The following is a 26,178-nucleotide window of genomic DNA, read 5'->3' as shown; positions in this document are numbered from 1 at the left end:
AAACCCCCGATTGTATTTTGTAGGTAAAATTACCCTTTCAAATAGATTTTAATTAAGCTTTATTGAGCCCTTAATTTTCCTAAAATCCTCCTTCTACATTATGTAGTTCTTTGGAATCATTTTCCGGAATAAATTTCGGGTCCATTAAGCAAAAAAAAAGATACAGCTGAATCGCTGTATCTTTTAACAACCCATTTATTCCCCAACCACCTTAGCATCCTTCAGCATGTCCTCTGTCAAAGCAACTCCCTGTTCCTCAGCTGCTTTCTTGTTAATCACAAGCTCAAGGCTCTCCGGGTAGCCGACAGGAATTTCACTCGGCTTTTTGCCTTCAAGAATATCAACAGCCATTTGGCCTGTAGAGTATCCAAGATCATGATACTCAAAGCCGTAGGAAGCAAATCCGCCCCGTTTAACCGAATCGCTTTCCCCAACAAAAGCTGGAATGTCTTTTTCATTGGCTACGTTAAGCACTGATTCAAGGGCAGATACGACTGTATTGTCCTTAGGGATGTAGAATACATCAGCACGTCCCACTAAGGATTCAGCAGCCTGCTTCACCTCGGAGCTAGTTGAGATAGTCGTTTCAACTGCTTCCAGGCCTGCTGCCTCGATAGCTTCTTTTGCATGCTTAACATTTACTACTGAGTTTGGTTCCCCATCATTGTAGATAATGCCCACCTTTTTGGCATCAGGTACAAATGTTTTGATAGAGTCAATTGTATTTTTGATGGCATCAGGATGTGTATCAGAGGTACCCGTGGCATTCCCGCCCGGCTTTTCCATGCTTTCCACAAGCTCAGCTCCTACAGGATCGGTGATAGCTGTAAAAAGGATAGGAATATCTTTCGTTGATTGCACAACCGATTGGGCACTCGCAGTAGCAATTGCCAGAATTAAATCATTTTTGTCCGCGACCAGGTTCTGGGCGATGGACATATTATTGTTCATATCCCCCTGGGCGTTCTGGAAGTCGATTTTAAGATTTTTTCCTTCTTCATATCCAGCATCTTTCAGTGCGGCAATAAATCCCTCTCTCGCAGAATCTAATGATGGATGTTCAACAATTTGCGTGATCCCGATTTTTACGGTTTTCTTTTCTGACACTTCCCCGCTGGTTTCCTCATTTCCTGATCCGCAGGCAGCCAGCATTAATAATGTGCTGCTTGCTAGGATGGCTAACATCTTCTTCATCACAAATATCCCCCCGACAGTCATGCATTTTTTAAAATTTTTATAATATTTTGATATTAACACGTTTAATAAGTATGTAACAATAGCTAATCCCACTTTTTTGTTAGATAAATTGACATTAACAGTTTTAGAAGGCTCTATTTGCGAAAGACTATAATAGTATATAGGGAGGGATACGAGTGGAATTCGATTGGATTTGGAACTCAATCCTTGTCGTCATCGGGGGCACATTGTTATTAAGGATCGCTGGAAGAAAGTCTATTTCACAGATGACATTAGCTCAGGTAGTAATCATGATTGGCATTGGTTCTCTATTAATTGAACCGGTTTCAGGGGAAAGCATTTGGACTACTCTTGCAGTAGGACTCATCCTTGTCCTTACCTTAGTTATTATGGAATATGCACAAATGAAATCAGACAAATTCGAGAAGTTTATCACTGGTCAATCCAAAATTATCATAGAAGATGGAAAATTGAATGAACAGAATCTGAGGAAACTCCGGTTTACTGTGGACCAGCTTGAAATGAAACTGCGTCAGCATAATGTTGCAGTTATCAGCGATGTAAGATGGGCAACCCTGGAGCCAAACGGACAAGTGGGCTATGAATTAAAAGAAGAAGCCCAGCCTGTAACGAAAAAGGAATTCCTTCAGCTTCAGGCTGATGTCCAGCAGCTGATTCATCTACTGGAACCTGCCTTTGCCAAGGGCTTCTCTGTCCATATGGTTCCCGAAAATGAAGAGGATATTTTTACAGAAGTTGCAGAAGAAACGACTGATAGTGTACCAGATCACCTGCAGTAAGAATGAGGCTGATTCCAAATGGAACCAGCCTCAGCTGCACTATTAACGAATTGACACCCTATTAGGAATTTCATTATATTCTTCAGGATTCAAATCATAAACACTGCCATCTGCAACACCATCAATGATTCCCATAACCCCAGTTTCCACAGTCTTAACCAGCTGACCTTTCATCTTTTGGCCATAGTTCTGTGTCTGCCCCTTTACCTCAAACAGGACTACCCCGCTTCCGTTCAAGGCAAAGGAACCCAATGCAGTCCCAGGCAAGTCTAAATCCTGGTCATATAAAGAAATATTGGTGAACACTGAATTGCCTTTTTCCTGAAGTGCATCATAAAGTGCTACATTTAACTGCCGGGAGAAATCAAATCGGTAATTCTCCGCATATTGATTATATTTTGATCCCTCTGGAGAATTTGGATCTGGAATAAAATCTGCTGAGATGGACATTGTAACGTCTTCATCAGTTCCTTCGATCTTATAGAAATTTTGGTGATGAAGATCTAAAAAGACTTCTACATTTCCAAACTCCTCTTGCAGACCTTTATATACATCCCGGACTGTCTGGGATTCAGGTGTGATATACCAGCCTGGAGTGCTCGAATTGCCCGGAAAGTCTTCGGCTTTCGGAACATAGTTCAAGTCGGGGTTAAAGTCACGGTTTACATCAAATCCTGGAGCTGCTGCATAGTCATCCCCCTGCAGGGTGCGTGTGTAATAATTCCAGGTTGGCAGTGCACTATGTAATTGAGGGAACTTCTCCTGAACTTCTTCCCAGGTCATCACATTACCACGCCTGTCCAATTCGGAACCATCGGCATTCATCATCGGGATCGCTACAATCGTCAGTTCTTCCCTAATTCTTTTCGCAGCTTCTGATTGACTTGAACCTAATTGCTGAAGAATATTTAACAACGCGACAGTACCAGTCTTCTCATTGCCATGAATTTCACTCTGTACCAGGACTACTTTATCCCCATGGCCCACTCGTGCTGTAAAGATATCTCTCCCCTGATTTGTTTTTCCCGCAGACTCAACCTGAACCAGGCCATTCGATGACTTTTCAAGCTGGCTCAGCTTTTTCTTCATTTCTTCATAATCTACAAAGCCACTAATTGATATATTTTCCTCTGTCACAGGCTTTGCTCCTTCAGCAAAGCTAACTTGAGGTACTAGAATCGATGCCGCCAGCGCTGCTGAACTTAGTACTTTCCATAATGATTTTTTCTTCATTTTTAAGCCTCCCCTGATTTTTTAATTCGGTATCCGAATTATTTCTATCATGCCTTTTCAGCAGGAGGATGTAAATCTGCTAAAAGAATTAATATTCTGAATAATAAATATCCTACATTTTCCTTATTTGATAAGACTTTCTTCATATTAAAAAGGACTGCGAAAAAACGCAGTCCTTTTTGCATCAGTCAATTAATCCTTCTTCTTTCAGAAAATCAACTGCCACATCTTCATATTGCTCTTTATCTATATCCACTCTTGCATTAAGCTCCTGCATTTTTTCATTATCAATTTTACCTGCAAGCATGCTCAATGCCTTTTCAATTTCAGGATGTTCTTTCAGCGTATCAGCCCTTATAACAGGTGTTGCATAATACGGAGGGAAGAATTTTTTATCATCCTCAAGGACCTGCAGATTGAATGCCGGTATGCGGCCATCAGTTGAAAAGGCGTCAATGACATCTACTTCTCCATTCTTGATGGCACTGTACATAATGCCGGAGTCCATGGCCTTCGTTTCTCCAAATTCGAACCCATAAGTATCCACAAGGCCGGGATATCCATCTGGACGCTCCAGAAATTCCGGCTCTGAGCCTAGAGACAGCTCCGATGATTTCCTGCCTAAATCTGAGATGGTTTTTACCCCCCAGCTTTCAGCATCTTCTTTTCGAATGGTCAGTGTATACGTGTTATTAAACCCAAATGGTTCAAGCCAGACCAAATCATAATCATCCTTAAAGCGCTCTTTTACAAGGTCATACACCTTGTCAGGATCGCTGATCATTTCTTCTTTTAAAATACTCAGCAAGGCTGTTCCCGTATATTCCATATATAAATCATAATTTCCGTTATTAACGCCTTCAAATGCAGGTGAGGTACCTCCCAGGAAGGACTCATATTTCACATTTAAATCTGTATGCTCTTCAATCAGATGCCCCATGATATAAACCATGATCTCCTGCTCTGTGAAGTTTTTCCCGGTAATGGTGATCGTATCCTTGCCGCCGGCTGTTTCGCCGAGCTGGGCAGCAAATGCGGAAAGAGGAAGGATTAATATTAATGCGGTCACAACCCATTTTCTCCAGCGGCTCAAAGCTGGGTTGGTCTTCTGCCCTTGTTTAAGCCCCTGCGGAGTCACATCTGTCTCCAGCAGCTTTAGCAAATAGTCAAAAATAATCGCTAATAGAGCAGATGGAATTGCACCTGCCAGAATTAGGCCCGTATTATAAGTCTGCAGTCCTCGGAAGATTAGATCCCCCAGACCGCCAGCCCCAATGAGGCCTGCAATTGTCGCGACACCGATAATTAATACAGTCGCCGTACGAATCCCGCCCATAATAACACTCAGAGATAATGGAAGCTCCACCATCCAAAGGACCTGCCGATTCGTCATTCCCATTCCAACCCCGGCGTTGATGGCAGACTTTTCAACACCAGTAATGCCTAAATATGTATTCCGGAGAATGGGCAATAAGCCATAAACGGTTAAAGCAATAATGGCAGGGACTTGTCCCGTTCCGATGAATGGCACGAGAAATACAAGAAGTGCGAGACTTGGAATCGTCTGAAAAACTCCTGCAATCCCAATAATTGAATCGGCAATTTTCCGATGCCTGGTTAAATAAATGCCCAAAGGAACAGATATTAAAATCGCAATGGCAATCGAAATAAGCGAAAGATACATATGCTCTAAAATTAAGTTCCATATTGTAGGCCAGCGGTTTACAAAAACGTCAGCCGTGCTGCTGATTAAGTTAAGAATCGTCTACACCCCCTATCCTGATTAGTCGACGATCTCGTCGACCATATATTCTACAAGACTCGATCGGGTCACAATGCCCAAAAGGTTTTTGTGTTCATCCAAAACCGGAACAAAGCCGTAAACAGATTCGTTCACAAGCTGGAAGGCTTTTTCCGCCGGATCATTTTGCTGAAGTGTCACGACGCTTGAATCCATAATATCTTTAAGCATTAACTCTTCATTTTTGTAATTTTTTTGGACGTCCCAGACGGTGGCAATTCCCTGAAAAACATTTTGATTATCCACAACCACAAGACTGTTAACCCGTTTGCTTCGAATCATCTTTAGGGATTCGGCCAGCCTGCGGTTTTCACCCGCTGTTACAGCCGGAACCATTAATTTGGTTAGTTTAGGGAATGAAATGCTGTCACTTTCCTGAAGCCGGTCTTCTCCAATAAAGCTTCGGACAAATTCATTAGCCGGCCTGCGGATGATGTTTTCCGGCGTATCCAGCTGGACCACCTCCCCATCTTTCATAATACAGATGCGGTCAGCGATTTTAAGCGCCTCATCCATGTCATGGGTGACGAATACAATGGTTTTCTGGATATCCCGCTGAAGGCGGACTAACTCATCCTGCAGCTGCTCCCGGCTGATCGGATCCAGTGCACTGAATGGTTCATCCATTAAAATAATTTTCGGCTCAGCTGCCAGCGCACGGATAACACCGATTCTCTGCTGCTGCCCGCCGCTCAGTTCTGAAGGGTAACGTTCGCCAAACACCTCCGGATCCAGTCCTACCATATGCATCAGTTCGTCCACTTTATCTATGTATCTTTCCTTCTTCCATTTCATCAGCCTCGGAACAAGCGAAACATTTTCTTTAATCGTCATATGCGGAAGCAGCCCTATTTGCTGGATCACATAGCCTATCGTCCGGCGAAGCTTGACTGGATCTTCTTTTGAAATATCTTTTCCTTCAATTGTAATTGTCCCTTTTGTCGGCTCAATCAGACGGTTGATCATCCTCATGGTTGTGGTTTTTCCAGATCCGCTGGGTCCAATAAGAACCAGCAGTTCACCTTCCTCGACCTTAAAGGTAATATCCTTGAGAGCATGAAACCCATCCTGAAAGACTTTATTTACTTCTTTAAACTCAATCAACTTTTCAGCACCTCCTATACATCGAATAATTGTAAAATTATGGAGCAACCTATCCGCAGATACGTTTTTCAGGGTAACATAAACCGCTTAAGCATGCAAAATTCGATAAATTAGTTATCCCACTATAATTCCATAATATTCATATTTAACCTTAATCTTCTTACTTCAAACCAAAAGGGTTCTTCATCTTGAATAAGCCTTTATCTCTGCAAAATGAATCCGGTGCTTTCAGGCATCAAAAAAAGGGAAGCATTTCTTAAAGAGCTTCCCCTGATTAGCTATTAATAAGGATATCCAAATCCTGGTCCACAGCAAGGCCGCGGGTAATAATAAGGCGGCGGTGGCGGATACCCATAATATGGACGCGGGTAAAATAAGGCAGTGCCCAATAAACCTCCTGCTAACCCGCCTAAAAAAGGAAGACCAAAGAATCCAAAAAATCGCTGATCCTGCGGCTGATAGGGGCCTCTATAAGGGTACATTCATACATACCTCCATTTCCTCTGTATATGCCTACATTATTGTATATGCGTGGAAATGGGTTTGGCTTGGGCAAATTCATTACATTTGGCGGGGGAATGTTGGGGACATATAAAACGAAAAAACCTTGAAAGGCATAGCCAATCAAGGTCAATTATTTTTTTATACCAATTAAGCCTAATCCTCAATTAAATCGATAAAATATTCATTCAGGTTACAAAAGCCTATAAATCTATATTGCTCCAAAAAGAAGAAACAACGCGGCAATCCATACAATTCTTAAAAGAGGGTTCACACAAGTTTTATCAGCTTTGGGGAGCCTCTTTTTATCCCCTCAATGCTGGAAGAATACCAGGAATTCTCCCCTCTTCCAAACCCCTTATAAAAAAATCGAAAATAAATAATAATTTATAGAGCTGATGTATTTTGTTATTCTAGTAGATATGCATATTGGGCAGTTTAGGAGTGGATTTTAACCGTGAACAAAAAAGACATTGCACAGATTCGGAAACAATTTAAATTAAATAATGACTTACTAAAGATCTCAGATATATTTAATGTCTACATTATGAAGGAATCAAGCGAGATATATCATTATGAAAGCCAGCCTTTTGAAATGCTGGATCAGGATCAGCAAGAGCTGTTTATGGACAACTTCAAAAAGATGCTGGGCGGCCAATTGGATGAAAAGCTCTTTGAATTAAAGTTTCGTAGGGAGGCGGAAAACAGCAGTCAGCTCATCCTTCATCAAGGGCTGCTGACCAATGATGCTGAAGGCTGGACGGAACAAATGCTTCAGATTGTCGGCAAAATGCTGGGAATCCGGCAATATGAAAAGGATATTGTCGTTACGTTCATTCGCGGGGAGTATCTTAAGCCAATGAAACGCCGCAATCCAGAGGCCGAGGAAAGTGAACGGGATGCCGTTTATTCTCATCCCTTTATTCTCTGCAGCATCAATAACACGCAGGAACCGAAGAAAGAACTGCTTTTTGACTATGTCGAACGGGAATTTAAATATCATTTTACCGTTGATCCAATTATCAACCTCAAGTCTCCCATTTCAGGGTTTCTATTTCCTTGCTTCACCGATCACGCGGCTGATGTCAATCATGTCCTGTATTCTGCAGGCAAGGTCCATGAGCCCGACCACCAGTTCATTGAGGACGTTTTAAACGGGGAAGAAACAATGACGGCGCAGGATGATAAAATTGTTTTTGAAGAAATTATTAAAGACGTAACAGGAGATCAGCTTAGCACATCAACACTTTCCAACGTATATGAAGAGATAAACCGGATGATCGTGGAAAACGAAGAGGATGAACCGCCGAAGCTGGATTCCAAAGACGTAGAACATGTTTTAAAGGTGAGCGGCATCGAAGATATTGATTCTGAAAAGGTCCAATCCGCTTATCAAAAAATCATTGATGATGACAAATATGAAATAAAGGCAAGCAGCGTCCTGCCTAAATACAATTCAAAATCAATCAAAATCAGCACAAAAGCAGCCAACATATCCATTTGTCCGCAGGATCTTAGATATGTAAGACAAATTAATTTTGACGGCAAGCGTTACCTGATGATCGAGGTGGAAGAGGATACCGTGATTGAAGGCTTTACGATGATTCCGGAAGCTTTTGGCGGGGGTCAGGATAAAGATTAAAGCAGCGGCGCTACCTTTCGAAAGAAATAGAAGTTCCGCTTCCCATACTATTTAAAAAAGGAATTTCCAGATAGGAAATCCTTTTTTGGCGTATTAGCAGTTTAAGGGATCATTGGGACAAGGCGCCTGTCCCTATGTCTCTTGTTTTCAAATTCGCTATTTCTCCCCAAGCTCGACCAGTCGGCCTTCAGGGTCTTCAATCCAAATAAACTTCCCAAACTCACTAACCTCTTTTTCCTTAACAAGAGGTACACCAATTTGTTCAAGATGCGTGATCATCTCATCTAAATTATGTACTTGAAAATTTAACATCACTTGTTGTTCTGCAGGAAAATAATTGTCATTCTCGGCAAAGAAAGAAAAGATCGTCTCATTTCCTAATTGGGGGGTAATCACAGTCCCATTCCAATTATCTATTTCAATCTTCAGCACTTCACTGTACCATTTTTTCACAACATCAAGATCTTTGGTCCTCCAAAATACCCCGCCGATACCTTTTATCATTGTAACCAGCACCTGTCTTTCATTTTATTTTTCAATTACATTAGATATTCGAGATGTAATGTTTAGTTCCTTCTCAACTTGAAAAGAGGTATTTTGGCGAGACATCATTAATAAAAGAAATAAAAAAGAGGCTTCCACAAGTTTGCACAACTCATGAGAAACCTCAAATTTCAGGTGAGTAATATTAGCATTCCTCTTCCCCCTTAGATATCAAGGGGTTTGGGCGATGATTACATCATGCCGCCCGTAAGGTGAGAGGATGTAATATCTTTAACATGATGTGCTAAATGTGTTGTATTTAAAGGGATTTCTAAATTCTTACTGTAATTTCTTTAACGGGAATTTACCGTTTTTCATTGGATTGCGTTAGCAAAATGTTATCCTCTCATTAGAAAAGCGAAGATAGAGGAAAGTCATATAGCAATAAAATTAAAACCTGATGAATTTAATCTAATTATTAACGCTCTCTCGTTCAACTTATGTACGTGTGGAAGTTGGATGTCGCGAAAATTAATGATGACAACCCCCTAAGAATCACACCGTTATTCACCTTTCTGCTTCAACCCTTTTTCAAACATCTCCATATTTTTTATAAGCTTAGGAACATACATCCATAAAAACAAAGAACGTGACAACATAAATAAAATAAATGCTAGCCATAAACCAGTATTTTGGTAGAGTGGTATGAAAAACCAGTTAGCTATAAAATATACAAGTAACGCAAACATGATTGAGTTTCGAATAAACTTTGGTTCCGTCGCACCTGAAAAAATGCCCTCTAATTGTGCGTACCAAAATCCAACTAGAGGAAAAATGATCATCCATATTAAAAGTGAATTTGCCTTCTCTTTAACAATAGATATCGTCGTAAATAATGAAACAATATGTTCACCGAATACGAAGATGCAAATCGAAAGAACAATCGCAGACAATATTCCCCATTGCGCAGATAGCGTAAAAGCTCGCTTATATAAATTTTCATTCTTGCCACCAATTGCTCTACCTATCAGAATACTAGATGCATTTGCAAATCCTCCAAAAAAGTAGGCCACAAGGTAATGAATTTGCAATAAAACAGCATTAGCAGCAAGTGTTACCTCCCCCATACTTGCCCCATTAGATGTAAAAATTCCAGTCATCGTTAAGAGACAGACTGTTCGTAAAAACAAATCACGATTTACTTTTAACATTTTCATAAGAGGAGCAGATTCTACAATCATGTTTATTTTTATTTTTGAAAGATCGATTTGTTTAGCTCGAAAGATCATCCATAACCCAAATATTACGGCACTGATTTCAGCAATTAATGTGGCACTAGCAACTCCAGCTACCCCCCATCCAAAACCGAGTACAAAAATAAGATCAAGTAATATATTTAACACATTCATAAAAATTTGAGTGGCCAGAGACAATCGAACCTTTCCAAGTCCTACTAGCCAACCAATAATGACATAGCTTAGTAATGAAAACGGTGCACCCCAAATTCGAATTGAAAAATACGTTGCGGCATGACTGGTGACCGCTTCACTTGCACCAATTAAATATAACGCAGTCTGTAAAATGGGAGATTGCATAAGAATAAAAAATATACCAAACAAGACAGCAATGACCATAGGTCGTAAAAAAGTTAAGGTTATTTCTTTTTCGTTGTTTGATCCTTGTGCCTGCGATGTAAATCCCGATGTACTCACACGGAGAAAGCCTAGCAACCAGTACATCGTATTAAAGATTAGAGCACCAACGGCAACTCCGCCAATAAAAGATGGATCAGGCATTCGGCCAACTACCGCCGTATCAACTGCACCTAATATAGGTGTTGAAATTCCCGATATAATGAGCGGGATAGCTAGAGTTAAATACTCCCTATTTGAAATAGTAACATCGGTTTGTATTTTTATAGGTTTTGTTGCTAGTTTCATAATATTTCACCTTTTATCCATTTCATTGTGAATTTAAAGTATTAAAACCATTTGTAAACCCATATACTATTCCTTTTAATAACAAAAAGAGCCACACCATTGTAATATGTTGTGACACTACATCATATTTTTTAATCTAATTTAACCATATATAATCATTATTTAACGCTTTACCTTTTTCACATGAGTTGGAATCGATCGAAACCGCGGGTGTTCAGCAAGGATGGATTCTCTTAATCGCTTAACTATTGGGTGTTTCGAAGAAAAAAATTGGTCTTTTGAATCGTAAAGCTCAACCAATTCTCCTTTTTCGAGGACACCTATTTGATCAGAAATTGAAAAGGCTGCTTTAATATCATGTGTGATAAAAAGATAAGATAAGCCGAAGTCTTCCTTTAATTCGTTTAACAGTTCTAATATTAAACTTTGTGTAACCATGTCTAAACTGCTAACCGATTCATCAAGGATGATTAGCTTCGGTTTAAGAGCTATCGCTCTAGCTATGTTAATCCTTTGTAATTGTCCACCACTAAATTGATGCGGAAATTTTTTTAAATCTTTTTCGCATAATCCTACTCTTTCTAATAGCTCAATAACCCTTTTTCTTTGTTCTGCTATGGTTAGTTTTTCATAATTCTCTAATGGCTCGCTGATAATACGCTCAGCTGTCATCCGGGGATTAACAGCTGAATATGAGTCCTGAAATACAACTTGTAGATCGCGACGTATTTTTTGTTGGGTTGCTTTATTTGCATTATAAATATCATATCCTTGAAACAATACCTGACCTTGCTGTGGACGTTGAATCCCGAGAATTACTTTTCCTAATGTACTTTTTCCTGCTCCACTTGTACCAATTAAGCCTAAACATGTTCCTTCTTCAATAACAAAGGAAATATCATTAAGAACTTTATTTGTTTGATCTTTTCCTTTAAAAAGCTTTTTAGAATTAAAGCTAAAACTTACTTGGTTTACCTGTAATAAGCTCAATGGGTTCACCCCTTGGAAAATCAATTAGTCTATCACATTATATAGGTATAGGGTTGTTTTTCTGAATACAAGGTCGGTCTTGTCCTTAACAGCTTCTTTGTGTATTCATGTTGTGGATGATCAAATAAGTCTAATACATTTGCAGATTCTACTATTCTCCCCTGCTGCATCACGATTACATCATCTGCCATTTCCGAAATGACCCCAAGATCATGGGAGATGAGTAAAATCGATGTCCCATATTCAGTACGAATCTTATCTAATAGACGAAGTACTAATAATTGGCTATGGAGATCAAGTGCTGTAGTTGGCTCATCGGCAATAATAATGGAGGGTTGTAGGCATGCCGCCATGGCAATCATCACTCGTTGAAGCATACCTCCACTAAACTGGTGAGGGTAATGTTTTAATAATTTCTCCGGTTCTGGCAAATTTACACATTTCATTATATCTATGGCGAGCTCCTTCGCTTGCTTTTTATTCAGGGAAGTGTGGGCTCGAATCGTTTCCATAAATTGATGGCCAATAGTAAAAACGGGAGTAAAAGCATTCATCGGATTTTGCATAATAAATGCAATATCCTTCCCTCGAATTTTCCTCATTTCCTTGTTTTCTAAACCATTCATTTCCCTGCCCCGAAGTGTAATGCTTCCTTTCATATCAATGTTTTTCCTGTCATGCAGCTGTAAAATTGACATGCTAGTAACAGTCTTACCACTGCCACTTTCCCCAACAAGACCTAGAATCTGCCCCTTTTTCATTCCAAAATTAATATCCTGAACAAGTGTGGACATACCTTCCAGGGTCCTTACTTGTACATGTAAGTCTCTTACATTTAAAATATCCCGCTCATTTGTTTTCATTATTCAACAGCCCCTTTTTATTAACGGCGTTTAACCCCAAAGCGTTCTGATAATGATTCACCTAATAAATTAAAGGAAACAACGACAAGCATGATCATTAAACCAGGATAAATCATTAATCCTGGATTCGTTCTGATATATGACTTCCCTTCATGAATCATCGCCCCCCACTCTGGTGTAGGGGGTTGAACACCTAAGCCTAAGAAGGACATGGATGATAAATTCATAATCGCCCAACCCATTTCTAATGTTCCCATTACCGCTAGTGATGGAAGAACATTAGGAATAATATGTTTCTTCATGATGGTCCATTGGGAAGAACCACTGATTTTAGCTGCTATAATATAGTTCTTTTCTTTCAGGCTTAGAACCATTCCTCGAATTACCCTTGCGTAATAAACCCATTGGACGAGAATTAATCCTAAAACAACTTGTTTAAGTCCAGCTCCCCAAATACCAACAAAACCAAGAACAAACAAAAGGCTTGGGATCGCCATCAGACCATCACCAAATCTCATTAACAATTGATCAATCCAACCGCCTTTATACCCAGCAATAATACCAACTATCAAACCGATACTTAATGCTGAAATAAAAATTAGCATAGCATACCCTAGCGAAATTCGTGCCCCATATAGGATCCGTGAAAACGTACATCTACCTAAATGATCTGTTCCTAATGGGTAATCTAAAGAAGGTTGCTTTAGTTTATAAGCCAAATTGACAGCGATAGGATCATTAGGTGCAAGCCACGGAGCAAAGATTGTGATTAAAAATAATACGCATAGCAGGAGAGAACAAACGACAATTACTTTTTGACTTTTTAAAATATCACGAAACATCGCTATCATTGGTACTGCCTTCCTTTTCTAGAAATACGCGGGTCAATATACATTTGGATAAGGTCGACAATTAAGTTGCTTATAAGGAATATTCCGGCTGCTAACAGCACATAGCCTTGAATAACAGGAACATCACGGTTAAAAACAGCATCAATAAAATACCGACCAAACCCTGGCCATGAAAAGACTGCCTCTACAATGATAGCTCCAGTCAATAAGTTTCCTAAATTCATTCCAAGCCCGGTAATCATCGGAGAAATGGCAATTCTTAATACATGCTTTCCCATGATGATTTTTTCATGAATCCCTCTCGTCCGGGCAAAAAGCACATAAGACTCTTGTAAATTTTCAATAACACTTGCACGTAACAGTCGGGTATATAAAGCGATTAAAGGGAAAGCCAACGTGACGGAAGGCAAAATTAAATGCTTCCAAGTTCCCGTCCCTTCTACCGGGAATAGGTCCAGTTTTACAGAAAAGAAAAAAATGAATAAATATCCAAGCCAAAATGATGGGATGGATGCCCCTATAAAAGAGAGGAATCGACTAAAATGGTCAATTCCGCTGTTCTTCTTTATACCTGCTAAAAAACCGATAGGAACACTTACCACAATTGCAATCAAAAGACTGCCTACAGTTAACTGTATGGTTGCCGGCAGTCGAGAGGAAATCTCATCCCATACAGGTTTATTCGTAATATAAGATATGCCAAAATCAAATTGGCATATCTTAATAAGGGCATTCACATATTGGATAAGGAGAGGTTGATCCAAGCCAAACTCATGTCTTTTTTGCTCCAACATCTCATCTGTTGGTTGGACATGTGCAGCAGTGAAGTATGCCTCAGCTGGATCTACTGGTGATAGGTTAATCATTCCAAATGTTACTAGAGTAGCAATAAGAAAGATTGGAATGATGGTGATTATTCGTTTTAAGACATAAGTACCCATAAAAACCTCTCCTGTCGCTTACTTGTTGACACTAATTCCTTTAAACGGATGCTCATCCCGGTTAGCAGGGAATGTAAAATTAGATACATCCTTTTGATAGATTGCTATTTTCTTAATATAAGAAATCGGTACAATTGCACTTTGCTCTTGCAGTGAACCTAAAATATCAGTGTATAGCTGTTGACGCTCTGCTTCATCAGTTGTTCGTTGAACCTCTGCAATTTGATTCAGTAATTCCTCTTTATTAGGATAAGCTGAAATAGCTTCTCTAAATCCAAATCCTTCCGTAGCAACGATGTTTACAAAAGTATGCGGGTCATAAGGAGCACCATAGTTACTAAAGAAATTCATTTCGAACTCATTCGCTTTGAATCTCTCAACTTGAGTTGTAAGTTCAACTCCGACAATATTTAATTTTACACCTAATCCCGCCCACTCAGACTGTAATATTTCAGCCATTGTTTTCTGGATTGATTCGGCAGAGTTATACATTAACTCAATTTCAAGCGGCTTTCCATCTTTTTCACGAACATTTTTGCCTTTTGACAACTTCCATCCTGCTTCATCCAATAGTTGTTTTGCTTTCTCCACATTAAATTCAACCTTAGTTGCATCAACATCTGAAGTATATGGGAAGTTTGTCGGTAAGATATAATCAGCCTTCTCTTCCAATCCAGAAGTCACGCCCTCAACCATTGCATGTTTATTAAATCCATAATGCAATGCTTGACGAACACGTAAATCGGAAAGCTGTTCTTTATTCGTATTCATCACTAATTGCCTCGTAGCGACTGGCTCAGAAATACTTGTCACATAGGAACCTGTTGATTCTAATTGTTTAAAAGAATCTAAACTGATTACACCCTCACCATAAACAAGGTCTAACTCGCCTTTTTCAAAAGCAAGTACCCGTGTTTCAGCGTCAGGAATGACTTTGACTTTTATTTTCTCTACATTTGGGAGTTCACCCCAATAATTTTCATTGCGTTTAAAAATAGCAAATTCATCTACTTTATATTCATCCAATACCCATGGACCTGTCCCTACAGGTTTTTCTATTCTTTTAGAAGTGTCTCCATCTTGAGGAAAACCAGCTTCCCCTAGGAATCGGACAGGGCGCACAACAGCCAACTCCTGAATAGTTGGGTAATACGGTTCGTTTAATGTCAATTTAAACGTATACTCATCAATAACCTCAGTTTTAGCAACCTTTGCAATAAATCCTAACCAACTATGTAAATCTAAGTTGTTTAATACAGCATCAAAATTCTTTTTTACAATTTCTGCATTGAAACGTGTACCATCAGAAAATTTCACATCTTGACGCAGGTTGAACAAATATTCTTTTCCATCATCGGAAATTTCCCAGGATTCTGCTAAATGTGGTTTTAGCTCGCCTCCATCTTGGTAGCTTACTAATGGCTCAAATACCATAGATTGAGCAAATAATTGAGATGGATTATAAAGATGTGGATTTAAATCCCCTATATCTCTAGGCCAAGCAAAAGTAATCATATTGCTGCTTTCACTGGAAGGATCACCTGAATTTTTTACTGCTTCACTTGAGCAGCCAAGTAAAGCCATGGATAAAATAAGAATGATTGCTGACATATGTAAAAATCGTTTTTTATTTTTACGGTTTGACATAAAAACTTGCTCCCCTTCTTAGTTGAAAATGATAACTATTATCAATGATAGAGTTTACAAATTTTATTGTCAATATAATTTCAAATTTTCTACAATATAGTCAAACTTTTAATTTTTACTATTTCAATCATAAATAAAGAGGCTTTCCATAGTTTTGTCAACTAATGAAAAGCCTCTTTATATTTTACATTATGTTAGCATTTTCACTCAAGAATCCTTTTATATCAAGGGTTTGAGCAGCTATTACATCATGCCGCCCATTCCACCCATGCCGCCCATGTCAGGCATTGCAGGGCCAGCATTTTCTTCTGGCTTGTCAGCAACAACTGCTTCAGTTGTTAAGAACATAGCCGCAACAGATCCAGCGTTTTGAAGAGCTGAACGAGTTACTTTAGTTGGGTCTACGATACCAGCTTCGATCATGTTTACCCACTCGCCAGTAGCAGCGTTGAAGCCTGTTCCAACTGCTTCGCGCTTTAAGCGGTCAACAATAACTGAACCTTCAAGGCCAGCATTGTGAGCAATTGTGCGTACAGGCTCTTCCATCGCACGAAGTACGATGTTAATACCTGTTGCTTCATCCCCTTCAGCCTGGATAGAAGCCACTTTGTTGTATACGTTTAGAAGGGCAACACCACCACCGGAAACAATTCCTTCTTCTACAGCTGCACGTGTAGAGTTAAGGGCGTCTTCGATGCGGAGCTTGCGCTCTTTCAATTCAGTTTCAGTAGCAGCACCAACTTTAACCACTGCCACACCGCCAGCTAGCTTAGCAAGGCGCTCTTGTAATTTTTCGCGGTCAAATTCAGAAGTTGTTTCTTCCATTTGAGTGCGGATCTGGTTCACACGGCCGCCGATTTGCGCGCTGTCTCCAGCACCTTCAACGATCGTAGTGTTTTCTTTTGAAACAACCACTTTAGAAGCGCGTCCTAAAGAATCGATTGTAGCAGATTTAAGGTCACGTCCTAGCTCTTCAGTGATTACTTCACCGCCAGTCAGGATCGCGATATCTTCAAGCATAGCTTTACGGCGGTCACCGAAGCCAGGAGCTTTAACCGCTACTGCATTGAATGTTCCGCGAAGCTTATTTACTACTAGTGTAGCAAGTGCTTCACCTTCAACATCTTCAGCTACAAGCAATAATGGCTTGCCTTGCTGTACAACCTGCTCAAGTACAGGAAGGATTTCCTGGATGCTAGTGATTTTCTTATCAGTGATTAAGATATAAGGGTTTTCAAGAACCGCTTCCATCTTATCAGAATCTGTAACCATGTATGGAGAAGCATATCCGCGGTCGAATTGCATACCTTCTACCACATCAAGCTCAGTTGTGAATCCTTTAGATTCTTCGATTGTGATAACACCGTCGTTGCCAACGCGCTCCATTGCTTCAGCGATCAGCTGGCCAACTTCATTGTCAGCAGCAGAAATCGCAGCAACCTGTGCGATAGACTCTTTGTTTTCGATAGGTTTTGAAATAGCTTTTAACTCTTCAACAGCAGTTGAAACCGCTTTTTCAATTCCTTTGCGGATGCCCATTGGGTTAGCACCTGCAGTTACGTTCTTAAGGCCTTCACGGATCATTGCCTGAGCAAGAACAGTTGCAGTTGTTGTACCGTCACCGGCAACATCATTTGTTTTGCTTGCTACTTCAGCAACAAGCTTCGCACCCATGTTTTCGAAAGCATCTTCAAGTTCGATTTCCTTCGCAATTGTCACACCATCATTAGTGATTAATGGAGAACCAAATTTCTTCTCAAGAACCACGTTGCGTCCTTTAGGTCCAAGAGTTACTTTTACCGCATTTGCAAGGGAATCCACACCGCGAAGCATCGCGCGGCGGGCTTCTTCACTAAATTTAATCTCTTTAGCCATTGATAAAAACCTCCTCAAAAATTTTAACTTTATCTTTTAATAATCTGTCTGGAACGGCGATTAGCCAATTACAGCAAGAATGTCATTTTCACGTAAAATTAAATATTCTTTGCCTTCGTACTTTACTTCAGTACCAGCATATTTTGAGAAGATGATACGGTCGCCGTCAGCAACTTCAAGGGCAACACGCTCACCATTTTCAAGAACGCGACCAGTTCCCACAGCTACAACTTTGCCTTCTTGAGGCTTCTCTTTAGCAGTGTCCGGCAGTACGATGCCGCTTGCAGTTTTTTCTTCAGTTTCAACAAGCTCGATAATGATTCGATCACCTAGTGGCTTTAACAAGTGAAACAACCTCCTCAAATAATATGTAAATATTTTTATTTATTAGCACTCTCTCTGTATGAGTGCTAACACAATTATTATATTAATGAATCTCTTTTCTATTTGCAAGGGTGAAGCTTAAATTTTTTATAAAAAAATTCATTCGCGCCTGCACGCTATTTTTCGACACGGACAACCTCTTAAGTATGCTGCAGAAACACATATTTTAACCAAAACAGGTCTCTCCTTGATGCTGATATTTGAAACCCGCTCCATATAAAGAGTACAATGGCTTTAGGACTTGTTTCCAACACTCAGATTAAGGAGTAAACCATTTTGAAGAAGGAATACTGGATTATATTAATCGCCTATATTGCCATGCAGCTTTCAAGCTTATTTGGCGTTCCGCTCGTTTTATTAGCTGCCGATGCCCTGGGACAGAATCCGGAGAATATGCAGATTCTTGCAGTGGCTTACTGGCTCGTAATCAGTTTCACAATCACGCTGATCATTACGCTTCTATTACTAAGGAAAGAAATGAAACGGGGACTGGACAGGGATGCCTCTTCTGTTGCAGGCTCTGTGGGCTGGGCTATTGGAGGGATATTCTTGGCCCTGATTGCTCAAGCTACTGCTGCAAGCATTGAAAACCTGATTGGCATTGAAATGGGATCTGAAAATACACAGCAGATTATTAGGATTATTGAAGCATCGCCAATTGTCATTTTAATCAGTTCGGTCATCGGGCCAATCCTTGAGGAAATCGTCTTTAGAAAGATTATTTTTGGCTCTCTTCACAAGCGCTTCAACTTCTTCCTTTCAGCCCTGATCAGCTCGGTCATTTTTGCTCTGGCCCATTTTGAGCCTGAACATGTACTGTTATACTCAGCAATGGGATTCACCTTTGCCTTTTTATATGTCAAGACAAAGCGGATCATCGTGCCGATTTTTGCACATGTAGCGATGAACACCTTCGTTGCGGTTGTTCAGCTGAATCAGGATAATATACAAAAGTGGTTAAAGGAAATGGAAAACATGCAGAGCTTTATCAGCTTTTTCTAGCTGGAGAAATGTTTTGGAGTTTTAAACGTACTGGGGGATTATCATGAGAAGCACACCTTTGTTTTCAGGCTTTATTTACATCCTTCTCGGATGTCTTTTCACCTTTATAGCCATCCAGAATACCCAGCGGGAAGAAACCTGGGGATTCTTTACTTATTTTCTAATCTTAATTGCCACATTTGATTTTGCCACCGGTCTCCGGATGGTTGGCCAGCATTTTAAAATGAAAAAATGAGCCCGCAAAAGGCTCATTTTTTTTTACACTTCTTCAGGATAATTTTTCAGAAAATAAACCAATGACTGCAATTCCACTGCCAGATCGATATGGTGAATCCGAATCGAGGACGGCACAGTGAGCCTCGCAGGTGTAAAGTTAAGGATTCCTTTTATTTTCGCATTCACCATCCGATCGGTAATAGCCTGGGCAGGCGGTGCCGGCACCGTTAGAATCGCCACCTGAATATTATTTTTAACAATCACTTCTTCAAGGTCATCCATATGATGGACCGCCACTTCGCCGATTTTCGTGCCAACCTTGCTCTTATCCACATCAAATGCCACTTCTATTTTCGTATTATTATTTTTAAGAAAATTATAGTTAAGAAAAGCCGTTCCTAAATTCCCTACCCCGACCAAAGCGACTTTGGTAAGCTCGTCCTGGTCAAGAGTCTTCCGAAAGAAGCCCAGCAGGTAATTCACATTATATCCATAGCCTTTTTTCCCTAACGCACCGAAGTACGAAAAGTCACGGCGAATCGTTGCAGAATCCACTTTAACCGCCTCACTCAATTCTGCTGATGAGACTCTTTGTTTGCCGGAGGAATGAAGGTTTTTTAGGAAGCGGTAATATAAAGGCAGCCGTTTAGCTGTTGCCTGCGGTATCTTAATTGGTTCATTGGCCATTCGTCCATCCCCATTTCTTATGATGAATTAATTTCGTTTAAAATCTCCGTTTTTGCCGCCTGTTTTCTCTATTAAAAAGGTTGGCCCAATTACCATTCCTTTATCTACAGCCTTGCACATATCATAAACGGTCAGCGCACAGACAGAAGCAGCTGTTAACGCTTCCATTTCCACACCCGTATTTCCTTTTGTTTTAACAGAAGCCGTAATGATGAGGTCGTACTCTTCCTCTTCTGCTTTCCATGAAAATGAAATGTCCACACCTTTAAGCGGCAGCGGATGGCACATCGGAATAATGTCCCATGTTTTCTTGCTCGCCATAATGCCTGCCGTTTGTGCAACAGCAAGTACATCCCCTTTTTTCATGGAGTTGGATGTGATCTTCTCGTATATCTCCTGATTCACCGTAATACTTGACTGAGCGATGGCCGTCCTCGCCGTCTCAGGCTTATCGCTGACATCTACCATTTTTGCCCTGCCCTCTTGATTAAAATGAGTAAAATCCGCCATTTAAAAACACCTCTCTTCAAAATCATACACTATTTTTCCGTTACTTTGTATGTGCTTTGTAAGGTTCTTCACATATTTATTTACCTTTTTTTATGATTCAATGCCCTTCAGGTGAGCTTATAGTCCTGTCTCCTTTATTGCCGAACATATATGAATGAGTTACACTTACTCTATACCCGAGGTGAAAGAACATGATACTATTACAAGTCAATCAGCTGGCAAAAAGTTTTGGCGCTGATCCCATTTTAACGAATATAAAGCTTGAAGTACAAACCAGGGACCGGATTGCCCTTGTAGGGCGCAATGGTGCAGGAAAATCCACCCTTCTAAAAATAATTGCCGGACACATGGCATATGATTCCGGTGAGATTATAAAGCCAAAGGAAGTAACCATTGGCTATCTTGCACAAAATACCGGACTGGAATCGGAATTATCCATTTGGGATGAAATGCTGACTGTTTTCAGTCATTTGCAGAACCAGGAAAAACAGCTCCGCAGCCTTGAAGAACAAATGGCAGATCCCGATATCCTCAGTAATTCTGATGCCTATGAACGCGTATTGAAAGATTACGACAAACTTCAGGTTGATTTCAAAGAAAATGGCGGCTATCAATATGAAGCAGATATCCGTTCCATTCTCCATGGACTCAATTTCAGCTCATTGGGCTATGATACTAAAATTTCGTCATTGAGCGGCGGACAGCGAACAAGGTTGGCCCTTGGTAAACTTCTGCTCACAAAGCCTGATATTTTAATTCTGGATGAGCCTACCAACCACCTTGATATTGAAACATTATCGTGGCTTGAACAATACCTGCAGGGATACAGCGGTGCTATTCTAATCGTATCACATGACCGGTATTTCCTTGATAAGGTCGTTTCCCAGGTTTACGAGATTTCCCGCCACCAAATAAGAAAGTACCCAGGAAACTACAGTGCCTATTTGGATCAAAAAGCGGCGAATTTTGAAAAAGAAATGAAGCAATTCGAAAAACAGCAGGAAGAAATCGCTAAGCTGCAGGACTTCATTCAGCGAAACCTCGCCCGGGCCTCCACAACCAAAAGGGCACAAAGCCGCAGAAAGCAGCTGGCCAGAATGGACGTGATGGACAGGCCGCTTGGAGACGAGAAATCAGCTTCCTTTGGGTTTGACATCGAGCGTCAGTCGGGCAATGAGGTTTTAAATATCCATTCTTTAGCTATAGGCTATGAAGAGAAAGTCAGCGAGAATATTTCAATGCGGCTGGCAAGAGGCGACAGCATTGCACTAGTAGGACCAAATGGAATCGGCAAGTCCACATTGCTTAAAACCATCATCAAAAAAATCCCTTCTTTTTCAGGTGAGATTCAGTACGGTTCCAATGTGACAATTGGCTACTATGACCAGGAACAGGCAGAGCTCACAAGCAACAAAAGAGTCCTGAACGAATTATGGGATGAATACCCGCTGAAACCGGAAAAAGAAATCAGGACCATACTTGGGAACTTTCTCTTCTCCGGTGATGATGTTCTTAAAACCGTTTCAACACTGAGTGGCGGTGAAAAGGCCCGGCTCGCACTTGCAAAGCTTATGATGCAGAAATCCAATTTCTTAATCCTGGACGAGCCTACAAACCACTTGGACCTGGACAGCAAGGAAATTCTTGAAAATGCATTGATCGATTATCCCGGTACCATTCTCTTCGTCTCTCATGACCGCTATTTTATCAACAGAATTACAACAAAAGTAGTTGAACTTTCTGGAAGCGGGGCAACTGAATATCTTGGCGATTATGATTATTATGTAGAAAAAAAGCAGGAGCAGGAGGAATTGCTTGCACTTAATGAGCAAGTTGACACCACCGCATCGCTGCCTGTTAAGCAGGACAAAAATAATTATCAGCTGGATAAAGAAGCTAAAAAGCTCGAACGCCAGCGAAAAAGAAGAATGGAAGAAATTGAAGAACAAATAGAAGCCTTAGAAACAGTAATAGATGCTAATGATCAGCTTCTCTGTGATCCGAATGTTTATCAGAACCATGAAAAGGTGATGGAAATTACGAATGAAACGGATGGAGCAAAAGCAAAGCTGGAAGAATTGATGGAAGAATGGACGCTTTTAGCTGAAGAGGATTAAAATAATATTCATAACTTTTAGACTGGTAGAATAGTCACTGCCAGTCTTTTTTATTATCCACAGAGATAATCACAAGAAAAACGCAGTTATACGTACTCTCCACAGACTTTTCCACATTATCCACAATTCAAGCTGATTTCATCCACATTATCAACATAAATTTCTGAAATTAATGATTTTATCCACAGAAAAAGTCCCCTATGCTGTCGGGGACTTTTACCTAATTATTTATCATTGTGGATAGTAATATCCAAACCGGGATTAGCATTTAAGTCCAGGCCGGCGAATTGTCCTTTTTCAAACAGAACACTTCCTGCAGCTGCTATCATTGCTGCATTATCTGTGCATAAAGATAAGGGTGGAATAATGAGCTTTATATCGGCTCTATTTCCAAACTTCTTTTCCAAAGAAGCCCGAAGTCCTTTATTCGCCGCAACCCCGCCTGCGAGCAGCAGCTGCTTCACCTGATACTCTTCAACTGCTCTTTCTGTTTTCGTTACCAGAACGTCAATAACACTATCCTGGAAGCTTGCCGCCAAATCCTCCGGTACTATCTTTTCGCCACGCTGTTCAGCGTTGTGGACAGTGTTGATAACTGCTGATTTTAAGCCGCTGAAGCTAAAATCGTATGAACCTTCTTCCAGCCAGGCTCTTGGGAGCTGAATAGTTGGGTTTCCTCCATGTGCGAGTTTGTCAATGTGAGGACCTCCCGGATATGGCAGATTTAAGGTTCGGGCAACTTTATCATATGCCTCTCCTGCAGCATCATCCCTTGTCTCGCCAATTACTTCGAAATGTCCATGTTCCTTCATATAGACCAGTTCGGTATGTCCGCCAGAGACTACCAGTGAAAGTAACGGGAATTCCATTTCCTCCACCAGTCTGTTTGCATAAATATGGCCAGCAATATGATGCACGCCTACCAGCGGGATGCCGTGAGCAAACGCTACTGCTTTTGCGGCATTAACCCCAATCAGAAGCGCACCCACAAGGCCAGGTCCTTCGGTCACAGCAATTGCTGAAAGATCAGAATATGTGATGCCTGCCTTATATAATGCTTCTTCCAGTACGATTGTTATCTGTTCAACATGATGACGGGAAGCTATTTCGGGAACTACTCCGCCAAAACGTTTATGGCTTTCAATTTGGGATGCAACGATATTGGCTGCAATTTCGCGCCCATTCTTAATGATGGCTACAGCCGTTTCGTCACAGCTGGTTTCAATCCCCATGATCCATTGATCTTTTTTCATTATAAATTCACCCACATTACTAAAGCATCTTCTTGATTATCAGTGTAGTAGTTCTTCCTGATGGCTCCGTTTTGAAAACCAAGCTTTCGGTATAAGGACTGAGCTGTGAAGTTGGATACTCTTACTTCCAGAGTCATTGTGATGGCTCCCATTTCAGACGCAAGTTCCATTAGCTGCCGCATCAAAGCTTCTCCAAGTTTTCTCCCGCGGTATTCAGGGAGCAGCGCAACATTTGTGATATGAGCCTCATCTGCGACTATCCATGCTCCACAGTATCCTATTACTTTATTTTCTTCTTCTAAAACAACATACAAAGCAAACTGGTTATGTGTTAATTCGTTAAAAAAGGCCTCCCTGCTCCAGGGGGTTGCAAAAGATTTGTGTTCGATCTCCAAAACATCATCAATATCCTCTTCATTCATCAAACGGAAAGTTAAGGATTTATTCATACGTCCGCTTCCTCATCTATAACTTTTTTTCCTTGTTTGCTTTTATCCAATTAGCTTCAGCTTCCGCAATCCTAATGTAATTAGGTACAAAAGAATGGACATCCTCAGCCTCGCGGTCCCTTCCTAATAAAGCAAGTTCGGCCGGCCTGGGATTATGCTCTGCAGGTGAAGCGAACACTGCCCGCTCTTTAAGGAATTCTGCAAATACATCTTGATGTAAGGGCAAATCATTCCCGATGAAAAGAACGTTTTCCTGCTGTTCTGAAAGCATGGCTGCCCAAGCTTTTGAAAGCAAGAGCTGGTCTTTGATCAGTGAAACTAACTGTCCTTCCCTATATTGATACAGGCCGGTATATATTTGCCCTCTCCTGGCATCAAACAAAGGTGATATGACGCCATTAAAGTATCTGCCCGCCGAGGCCGCATATACTTCAAGGCTTGATACCCCAACCAGCGGTTTATTTAAAGTCCATGCCAATGTTTTTGCAATCGTTACCCCGATACGCACTCCTGTATACGACCCAGGCCCTTTCGCAACAACAATTTTATCTAATTCAGCTGGCTTAATACCGCAATCTTTCATTAAAATATCAATAGCCGGCATAACCCGGACAGAATGATTCTTTTTTACATTTGTAATATACTCACCTATAACCTGATCACCATCCAGAAGAGCTACTCCCAGAGGGTAATTGGATGTATCAATGGCTAAAACCTTCATAACATTATCTCCTTACACAATTCCTCATATCTTCTGCCCTGGGGTTCCAGCACAAGCCTTCTTGAGTCATGATCATCAAGAAATAAATAAATCGTCAATAACTCTTCGGGCAGCTGTTCTTTAACAAGATGGGCCCATTCTACAACTGTGACCCCATTGCCATCAAAATATTCATCAAACCCCAAATCCTCAAAGGAATCTTCAACTCTATATACATCCATATGATAAAGGGGTAATCTTCCGTGGTATTCTTTAATAATCGTAAAAGTAGGGCTATTTACATTCCGGGTTATATTAAGCCCTTTGGCCAGTCCCTTGGTGAATGTCGTTTTCCCTGCACCCAAATCTCCTTCCAGAGCAAGGACATCCCCCGGCTGAAGCAGGCTGCCAAGCTTTTCCGAAAACCCCATCGTATCCTCTGGCTTCTTTGAGATAAACTCAAACTGACTCATATGTTTCAACACCTTTTATGGTCTAATCTATAAACGAAAAGAAAAAGCACAAACGCTTACCACCCGCGCCGCCTCGAGGCAGCTGGCGATAGGGCAGGACAGTTCTCGAAATTCAACGATCTGAATTCCGAGATTACAAAAAAACCTTAGGATAAATCCTAAGGAGAATAGTCTATATGTAGTTTACCTTATTTTGCAGCAATGGGCAAAGTAAGCTATTTTCAATATTAATATCCTATACACTTAGGTTAAAAAGGCATAAAAAAAGACGAAACTAAGTTTCGTTTTACTTTTTAGAACTATAAAATGGCGGTCCGGACGGGACTCGAACCCGCGACCTCCTGCGTGACAGGCAGGCATTCTAACCAACTGAACTACCGGACCAGATTGCGGGGGCAGGATTTGAACCTGCGACCTTCGGGTTATGAGCCCGACGAGCTACCGAACTGCTCCACCCCGCGATAATATTATTCTTGTGATTTTGTATCACAAATTTGTTTCGCCCGGCAGCGTCCTACT

25 protein-coding genes and 2 tRNA genes are annotated in these 26,178 nt (G+C 40.7%); 5 read left to right on the top strand and 22 right to left on the bottom strand.

Annotated elements, in window-relative coordinates:
- Positions 1–195: 195 nt before the first annotated feature.
- Complete coding sequence (locus CE058_RS07490) at positions 196–1,194, bottom strand: ABC transporter substrate-binding protein (protein WP_048010875.1); 999 nt, start codon at positions 1,192–1,194, stop codon at positions 196–198.
- Between the two features lie 179 nt (positions 1,195–1,373).
- Between CE058_RS07490 and CE058_RS07485 the strand changes: the two genes are divergently transcribed.
- Positions 1,374–1,997: a DUF421 domain-containing protein gene (locus CE058_RS07485; protein ID WP_048010876.1), complete on the top strand. Its 624-nt coding sequence runs from the start codon at positions 1,374–1,376 to the stop codon at positions 1,995–1,997.
- A 42-nt stretch (positions 1,998–2,039) separates the two neighbouring features.
- Here the strand turns inward: CE058_RS07485 and CE058_RS07480 are convergent, their stop codons facing one another.
- From CE058_RS07480 to CE058_RS07465, 4 genes are all read right to left on the bottom strand, one after another.
- Positions 2,040–3,230: a M14 family zinc carboxypeptidase gene (locus tag CE058_RS07480; protein WP_048010877.1), complete on the bottom strand. Its 1,191-nt coding sequence runs from the start codon at positions 3,228–3,230 to the stop codon at positions 2,040–2,042.
- 184 nt (positions 3,231–3,414) lie between these two features.
- The gene (locus CE058_RS07475; protein WP_163141718.1) at positions 3,415–4,914 is read right to left on the bottom strand and encodes a glycine betaine ABC transporter substrate-binding protein; all 1,500 of its coding nucleotides are present in this window, start codon (positions 4,912–4,914) and stop codon (positions 3,415–3,417) included.
- A 99-nt stretch (positions 4,915–5,013) separates the two neighbouring features.
- Positions 5,014–6,135 (bottom strand): ABC transporter ATP-binding protein, encoded by a 1,122-nt coding sequence (locus tag CE058_RS07470; protein ID WP_163141715.1) that lies wholly within the window; start codon positions 6,133–6,135, stop codon positions 5,014–5,016.
- 281 nt (positions 6,136–6,416) lie between these two features.
- Positions 6,417–6,617, bottom strand: a complete 201-nt coding sequence (locus CE058_RS07465) for a hypothetical protein (RefSeq protein ID WP_076262170.1) — start codon at positions 6,615–6,617, stop codon at positions 6,417–6,419.
- Between the two features lie 476 nt (positions 6,618–7,093).
- Between CE058_RS07465 and CE058_RS07460 the strand changes: the two genes are divergently transcribed.
- Positions 7,094–8,278 carry a DUF4317 domain-containing protein gene (locus tag CE058_RS07460; RefSeq protein ID WP_163141712.1) on the top strand — a complete coding sequence of 395 codons (1,185 nt, stop codon included), beginning with the start codon at positions 7,094–7,096 and terminating at the stop codon, positions 8,276–8,278.
- 156 nt (positions 8,279–8,434) lie between these two features.
- Here CE058_RS07460 and CE058_RS07455 read toward each other — a convergent pair whose 3' ends face one another.
- The 9 genes from CE058_RS07455 to groES all read right to left on the bottom strand — a co-directional run bounded on the left by CE058_RS07455 (position 8,435) and on the right by groES (position 18,213).
- Entirely contained in the window at positions 8,435–8,782 is a 348-nt protein-coding gene (locus CE058_RS07455) for a VOC family protein (protein WP_163141709.1), read from the bottom strand.
- Between the two features lie 542 nt (positions 8,783–9,324).
- Positions 9,325–10,701: an MATE family efflux transporter gene (locus tag CE058_RS07450; RefSeq protein WP_204260528.1), complete on the bottom strand. Its 1,377-nt coding sequence runs from the start codon at positions 10,699–10,701 to the stop codon at positions 9,325–9,327.
- 162 nt (positions 10,702–10,863) lie between these two features.
- Positions 10,864–11,691: a nickel import ATP-binding protein NikE gene (nikE, locus tag CE058_RS07445; RefSeq protein WP_163141706.1), complete on the bottom strand. Its 828-nt coding sequence runs from the start codon at positions 11,689–11,691 to the stop codon at positions 10,864–10,866.
- A 32-nt stretch (positions 11,692–11,723) separates the two neighbouring features.
- Entirely contained in the window at positions 11,724–12,554 is an 831-nt protein-coding gene (locus CE058_RS07440; protein ID WP_163141703.1) for an ABC transporter ATP-binding protein, read from the bottom strand.
- 20 nt (positions 12,555–12,574) lie between these two features.
- Entirely contained in the window at positions 12,575–13,405 is an 831-nt protein-coding gene (nikC, locus tag CE058_RS07435) for a nickel ABC transporter permease subunit NikC (protein ID WP_163141700.1), read from the bottom strand.
- A complete protein-coding gene (gene nikB, locus CE058_RS07430; protein ID WP_163141697.1) occupies positions 13,402–14,346 on the bottom strand; it encodes a nickel ABC transporter permease subunit NikB in 945 nt (314 codons plus the stop codon). Before nikB ends, nikC begins: the two co-directional genes overlap by 4 nt.
- Positions 14,347–14,364: 18 nt before the next feature.
- Complete coding sequence (nikA, locus tag CE058_RS07425) at positions 14,365–15,993, bottom strand: nickel ABC transporter substrate-binding protein (protein WP_163141694.1); 1,629 nt, start codon at positions 15,991–15,993, stop codon at positions 14,365–14,367.
- A gap of 243 nt (positions 15,994–16,236) precedes the next feature.
- Positions 16,237–17,868: a chaperonin GroEL gene (groL, locus tag CE058_RS07420; protein WP_048010891.1), complete on the bottom strand. Its 1,632-nt coding sequence runs from the start codon at positions 17,866–17,868 to the stop codon at positions 16,237–16,239.
- Between the two features lie 60 nt (positions 17,869–17,928).
- Positions 17,929–18,213, bottom strand: coding sequence for a co-chaperone GroES (groES, locus tag CE058_RS07415; protein WP_009336289.1), 285 nt, complete (start codon positions 18,211–18,213; stop codon positions 17,929–17,931).
- A 315-nt stretch (positions 18,214–18,528) separates the two neighbouring features.
- On the opposite strand from groES, the gene CE058_RS07410 reads away from it, so the two are divergent.
- Both CE058_RS07410 and CE058_RS07405 read left to right on the top strand, forming a co-directional pair.
- The gene (locus CE058_RS07410) at positions 18,529–19,254 is read left to right on the top strand and encodes a CPBP family intramembrane glutamic endopeptidase (protein WP_163141691.1); all 726 of its coding nucleotides are present in this window, start codon (positions 18,529–18,531) and stop codon (positions 19,252–19,254) included.
- Positions 19,255–19,297: 43 nt separating this feature from the next.
- Complete coding sequence (locus CE058_RS07405; protein WP_048010893.1) at positions 19,298–19,489, top strand: YdiK family protein; 192 nt, start codon at positions 19,298–19,300, stop codon at positions 19,487–19,489.
- Between the two features lie 23 nt (positions 19,490–19,512).
- Here CE058_RS07405 and CE058_RS07400 read toward each other — a convergent pair whose 3' ends face one another.
- Both CE058_RS07400 and moaC read right to left on the bottom strand, forming a co-directional pair.
- Positions 19,513–20,157 carry a redox-sensing transcriptional repressor Rex gene (locus CE058_RS07400; protein WP_163141688.1) on the bottom strand — a complete coding sequence of 215 codons (645 nt, stop codon included), beginning with the start codon at positions 20,155–20,157 and terminating at the stop codon, positions 19,513–19,515.
- A gap of 27 nt (positions 20,158–20,184) precedes the next feature.
- Positions 20,185–20,667, bottom strand: a complete 483-nt coding sequence (gene moaC, locus CE058_RS07395) for a cyclic pyranopterin monophosphate synthase MoaC (protein ID WP_163141685.1) — start codon at positions 20,665–20,667, stop codon at positions 20,185–20,187.
- Between the two features lie 191 nt (positions 20,668–20,858).
- Here moaC and CE058_RS07390 point away from each other — a divergent pair, with 191 nt between their 5' ends.
- Positions 20,859–22,784, top strand: coding sequence for an ABC transporter ATP-binding protein (locus CE058_RS07390; RefSeq protein ID WP_163141682.1), 1,926 nt, complete (start codon positions 20,859–20,861; stop codon positions 22,782–22,784).
- A 224-nt stretch (positions 22,785–23,008) separates the two neighbouring features.
- Here CE058_RS07390 and tsaD read toward each other — a convergent pair whose 3' ends face one another.
- The 6 genes from tsaD to CE058_RS07360 all read right to left on the bottom strand — a co-directional run bounded on the left by tsaD (position 23,009) and on the right by CE058_RS07360 (position 26,120).
- The gene (gene tsaD / locus CE058_RS07385; protein ID WP_163141679.1) at positions 23,009–24,037 is read right to left on the bottom strand and encodes a tRNA (adenosine(37)-N6)-threonylcarbamoyltransferase complex transferase subunit TsaD; all 1,029 of its coding nucleotides are present in this window, start codon (positions 24,035–24,037) and stop codon (positions 23,009–23,011) included.
- Positions 24,037–24,486, bottom strand: a complete 450-nt coding sequence (gene rimI, locus CE058_RS07380) for a ribosomal protein S18-alanine N-acetyltransferase (RefSeq protein WP_048010898.1) — start codon at positions 24,484–24,486, stop codon at positions 24,037–24,039. Before rimI ends, tsaD begins: the two co-directional genes overlap by 1 nt.
- A gap of 16 nt (positions 24,487–24,502) precedes the next feature.
- Positions 24,503–25,207 (bottom strand): tRNA (adenosine(37)-N6)-threonylcarbamoyltransferase complex dimerization subunit type 1 TsaB, encoded by a 705-nt coding sequence (gene tsaB, locus CE058_RS07375; RefSeq protein ID WP_163141676.1) that lies wholly within the window; start codon positions 25,205–25,207, stop codon positions 24,503–24,505.
- Positions 25,204–25,659 (bottom strand): tRNA (adenosine(37)-N6)-threonylcarbamoyltransferase complex ATPase subunit type 1 TsaE, encoded by a 456-nt coding sequence (gene tsaE / locus CE058_RS07370; RefSeq protein ID WP_163141673.1) that lies wholly within the window; start codon positions 25,657–25,659, stop codon positions 25,204–25,206. The genes tsaB and tsaE overlap by 4 nt, the downstream gene beginning before the upstream one ends.
- 307 nt (positions 25,660–25,966) lie before the next feature.
- Positions 25,967–26,043: transfer RNA gene (locus tag CE058_RS07365), tRNA-Asp, on the bottom strand.
- A 3-nt stretch (positions 26,044–26,046) separates the two neighbouring features.
- Positions 26,047–26,120 (bottom strand) — tRNA-Met (locus CE058_RS07360).
- Positions 26,121–26,178 lie beyond the last annotated feature (58 nt).

This window comes from Bacillus sp. 22-7 (assembly GCF_010628845.1).
GTDB classification, from domain to species: domain Bacteria; phylum Bacillota; class Bacilli; order Bacillales; family Cytobacillaceae; genus Cytobacillus; species Cytobacillus firmus_B.
The sequence above is the reverse complement of the archived record's forward strand: the minus strand, read 5'-3'. Positions and strand labels throughout refer to the sequence as shown.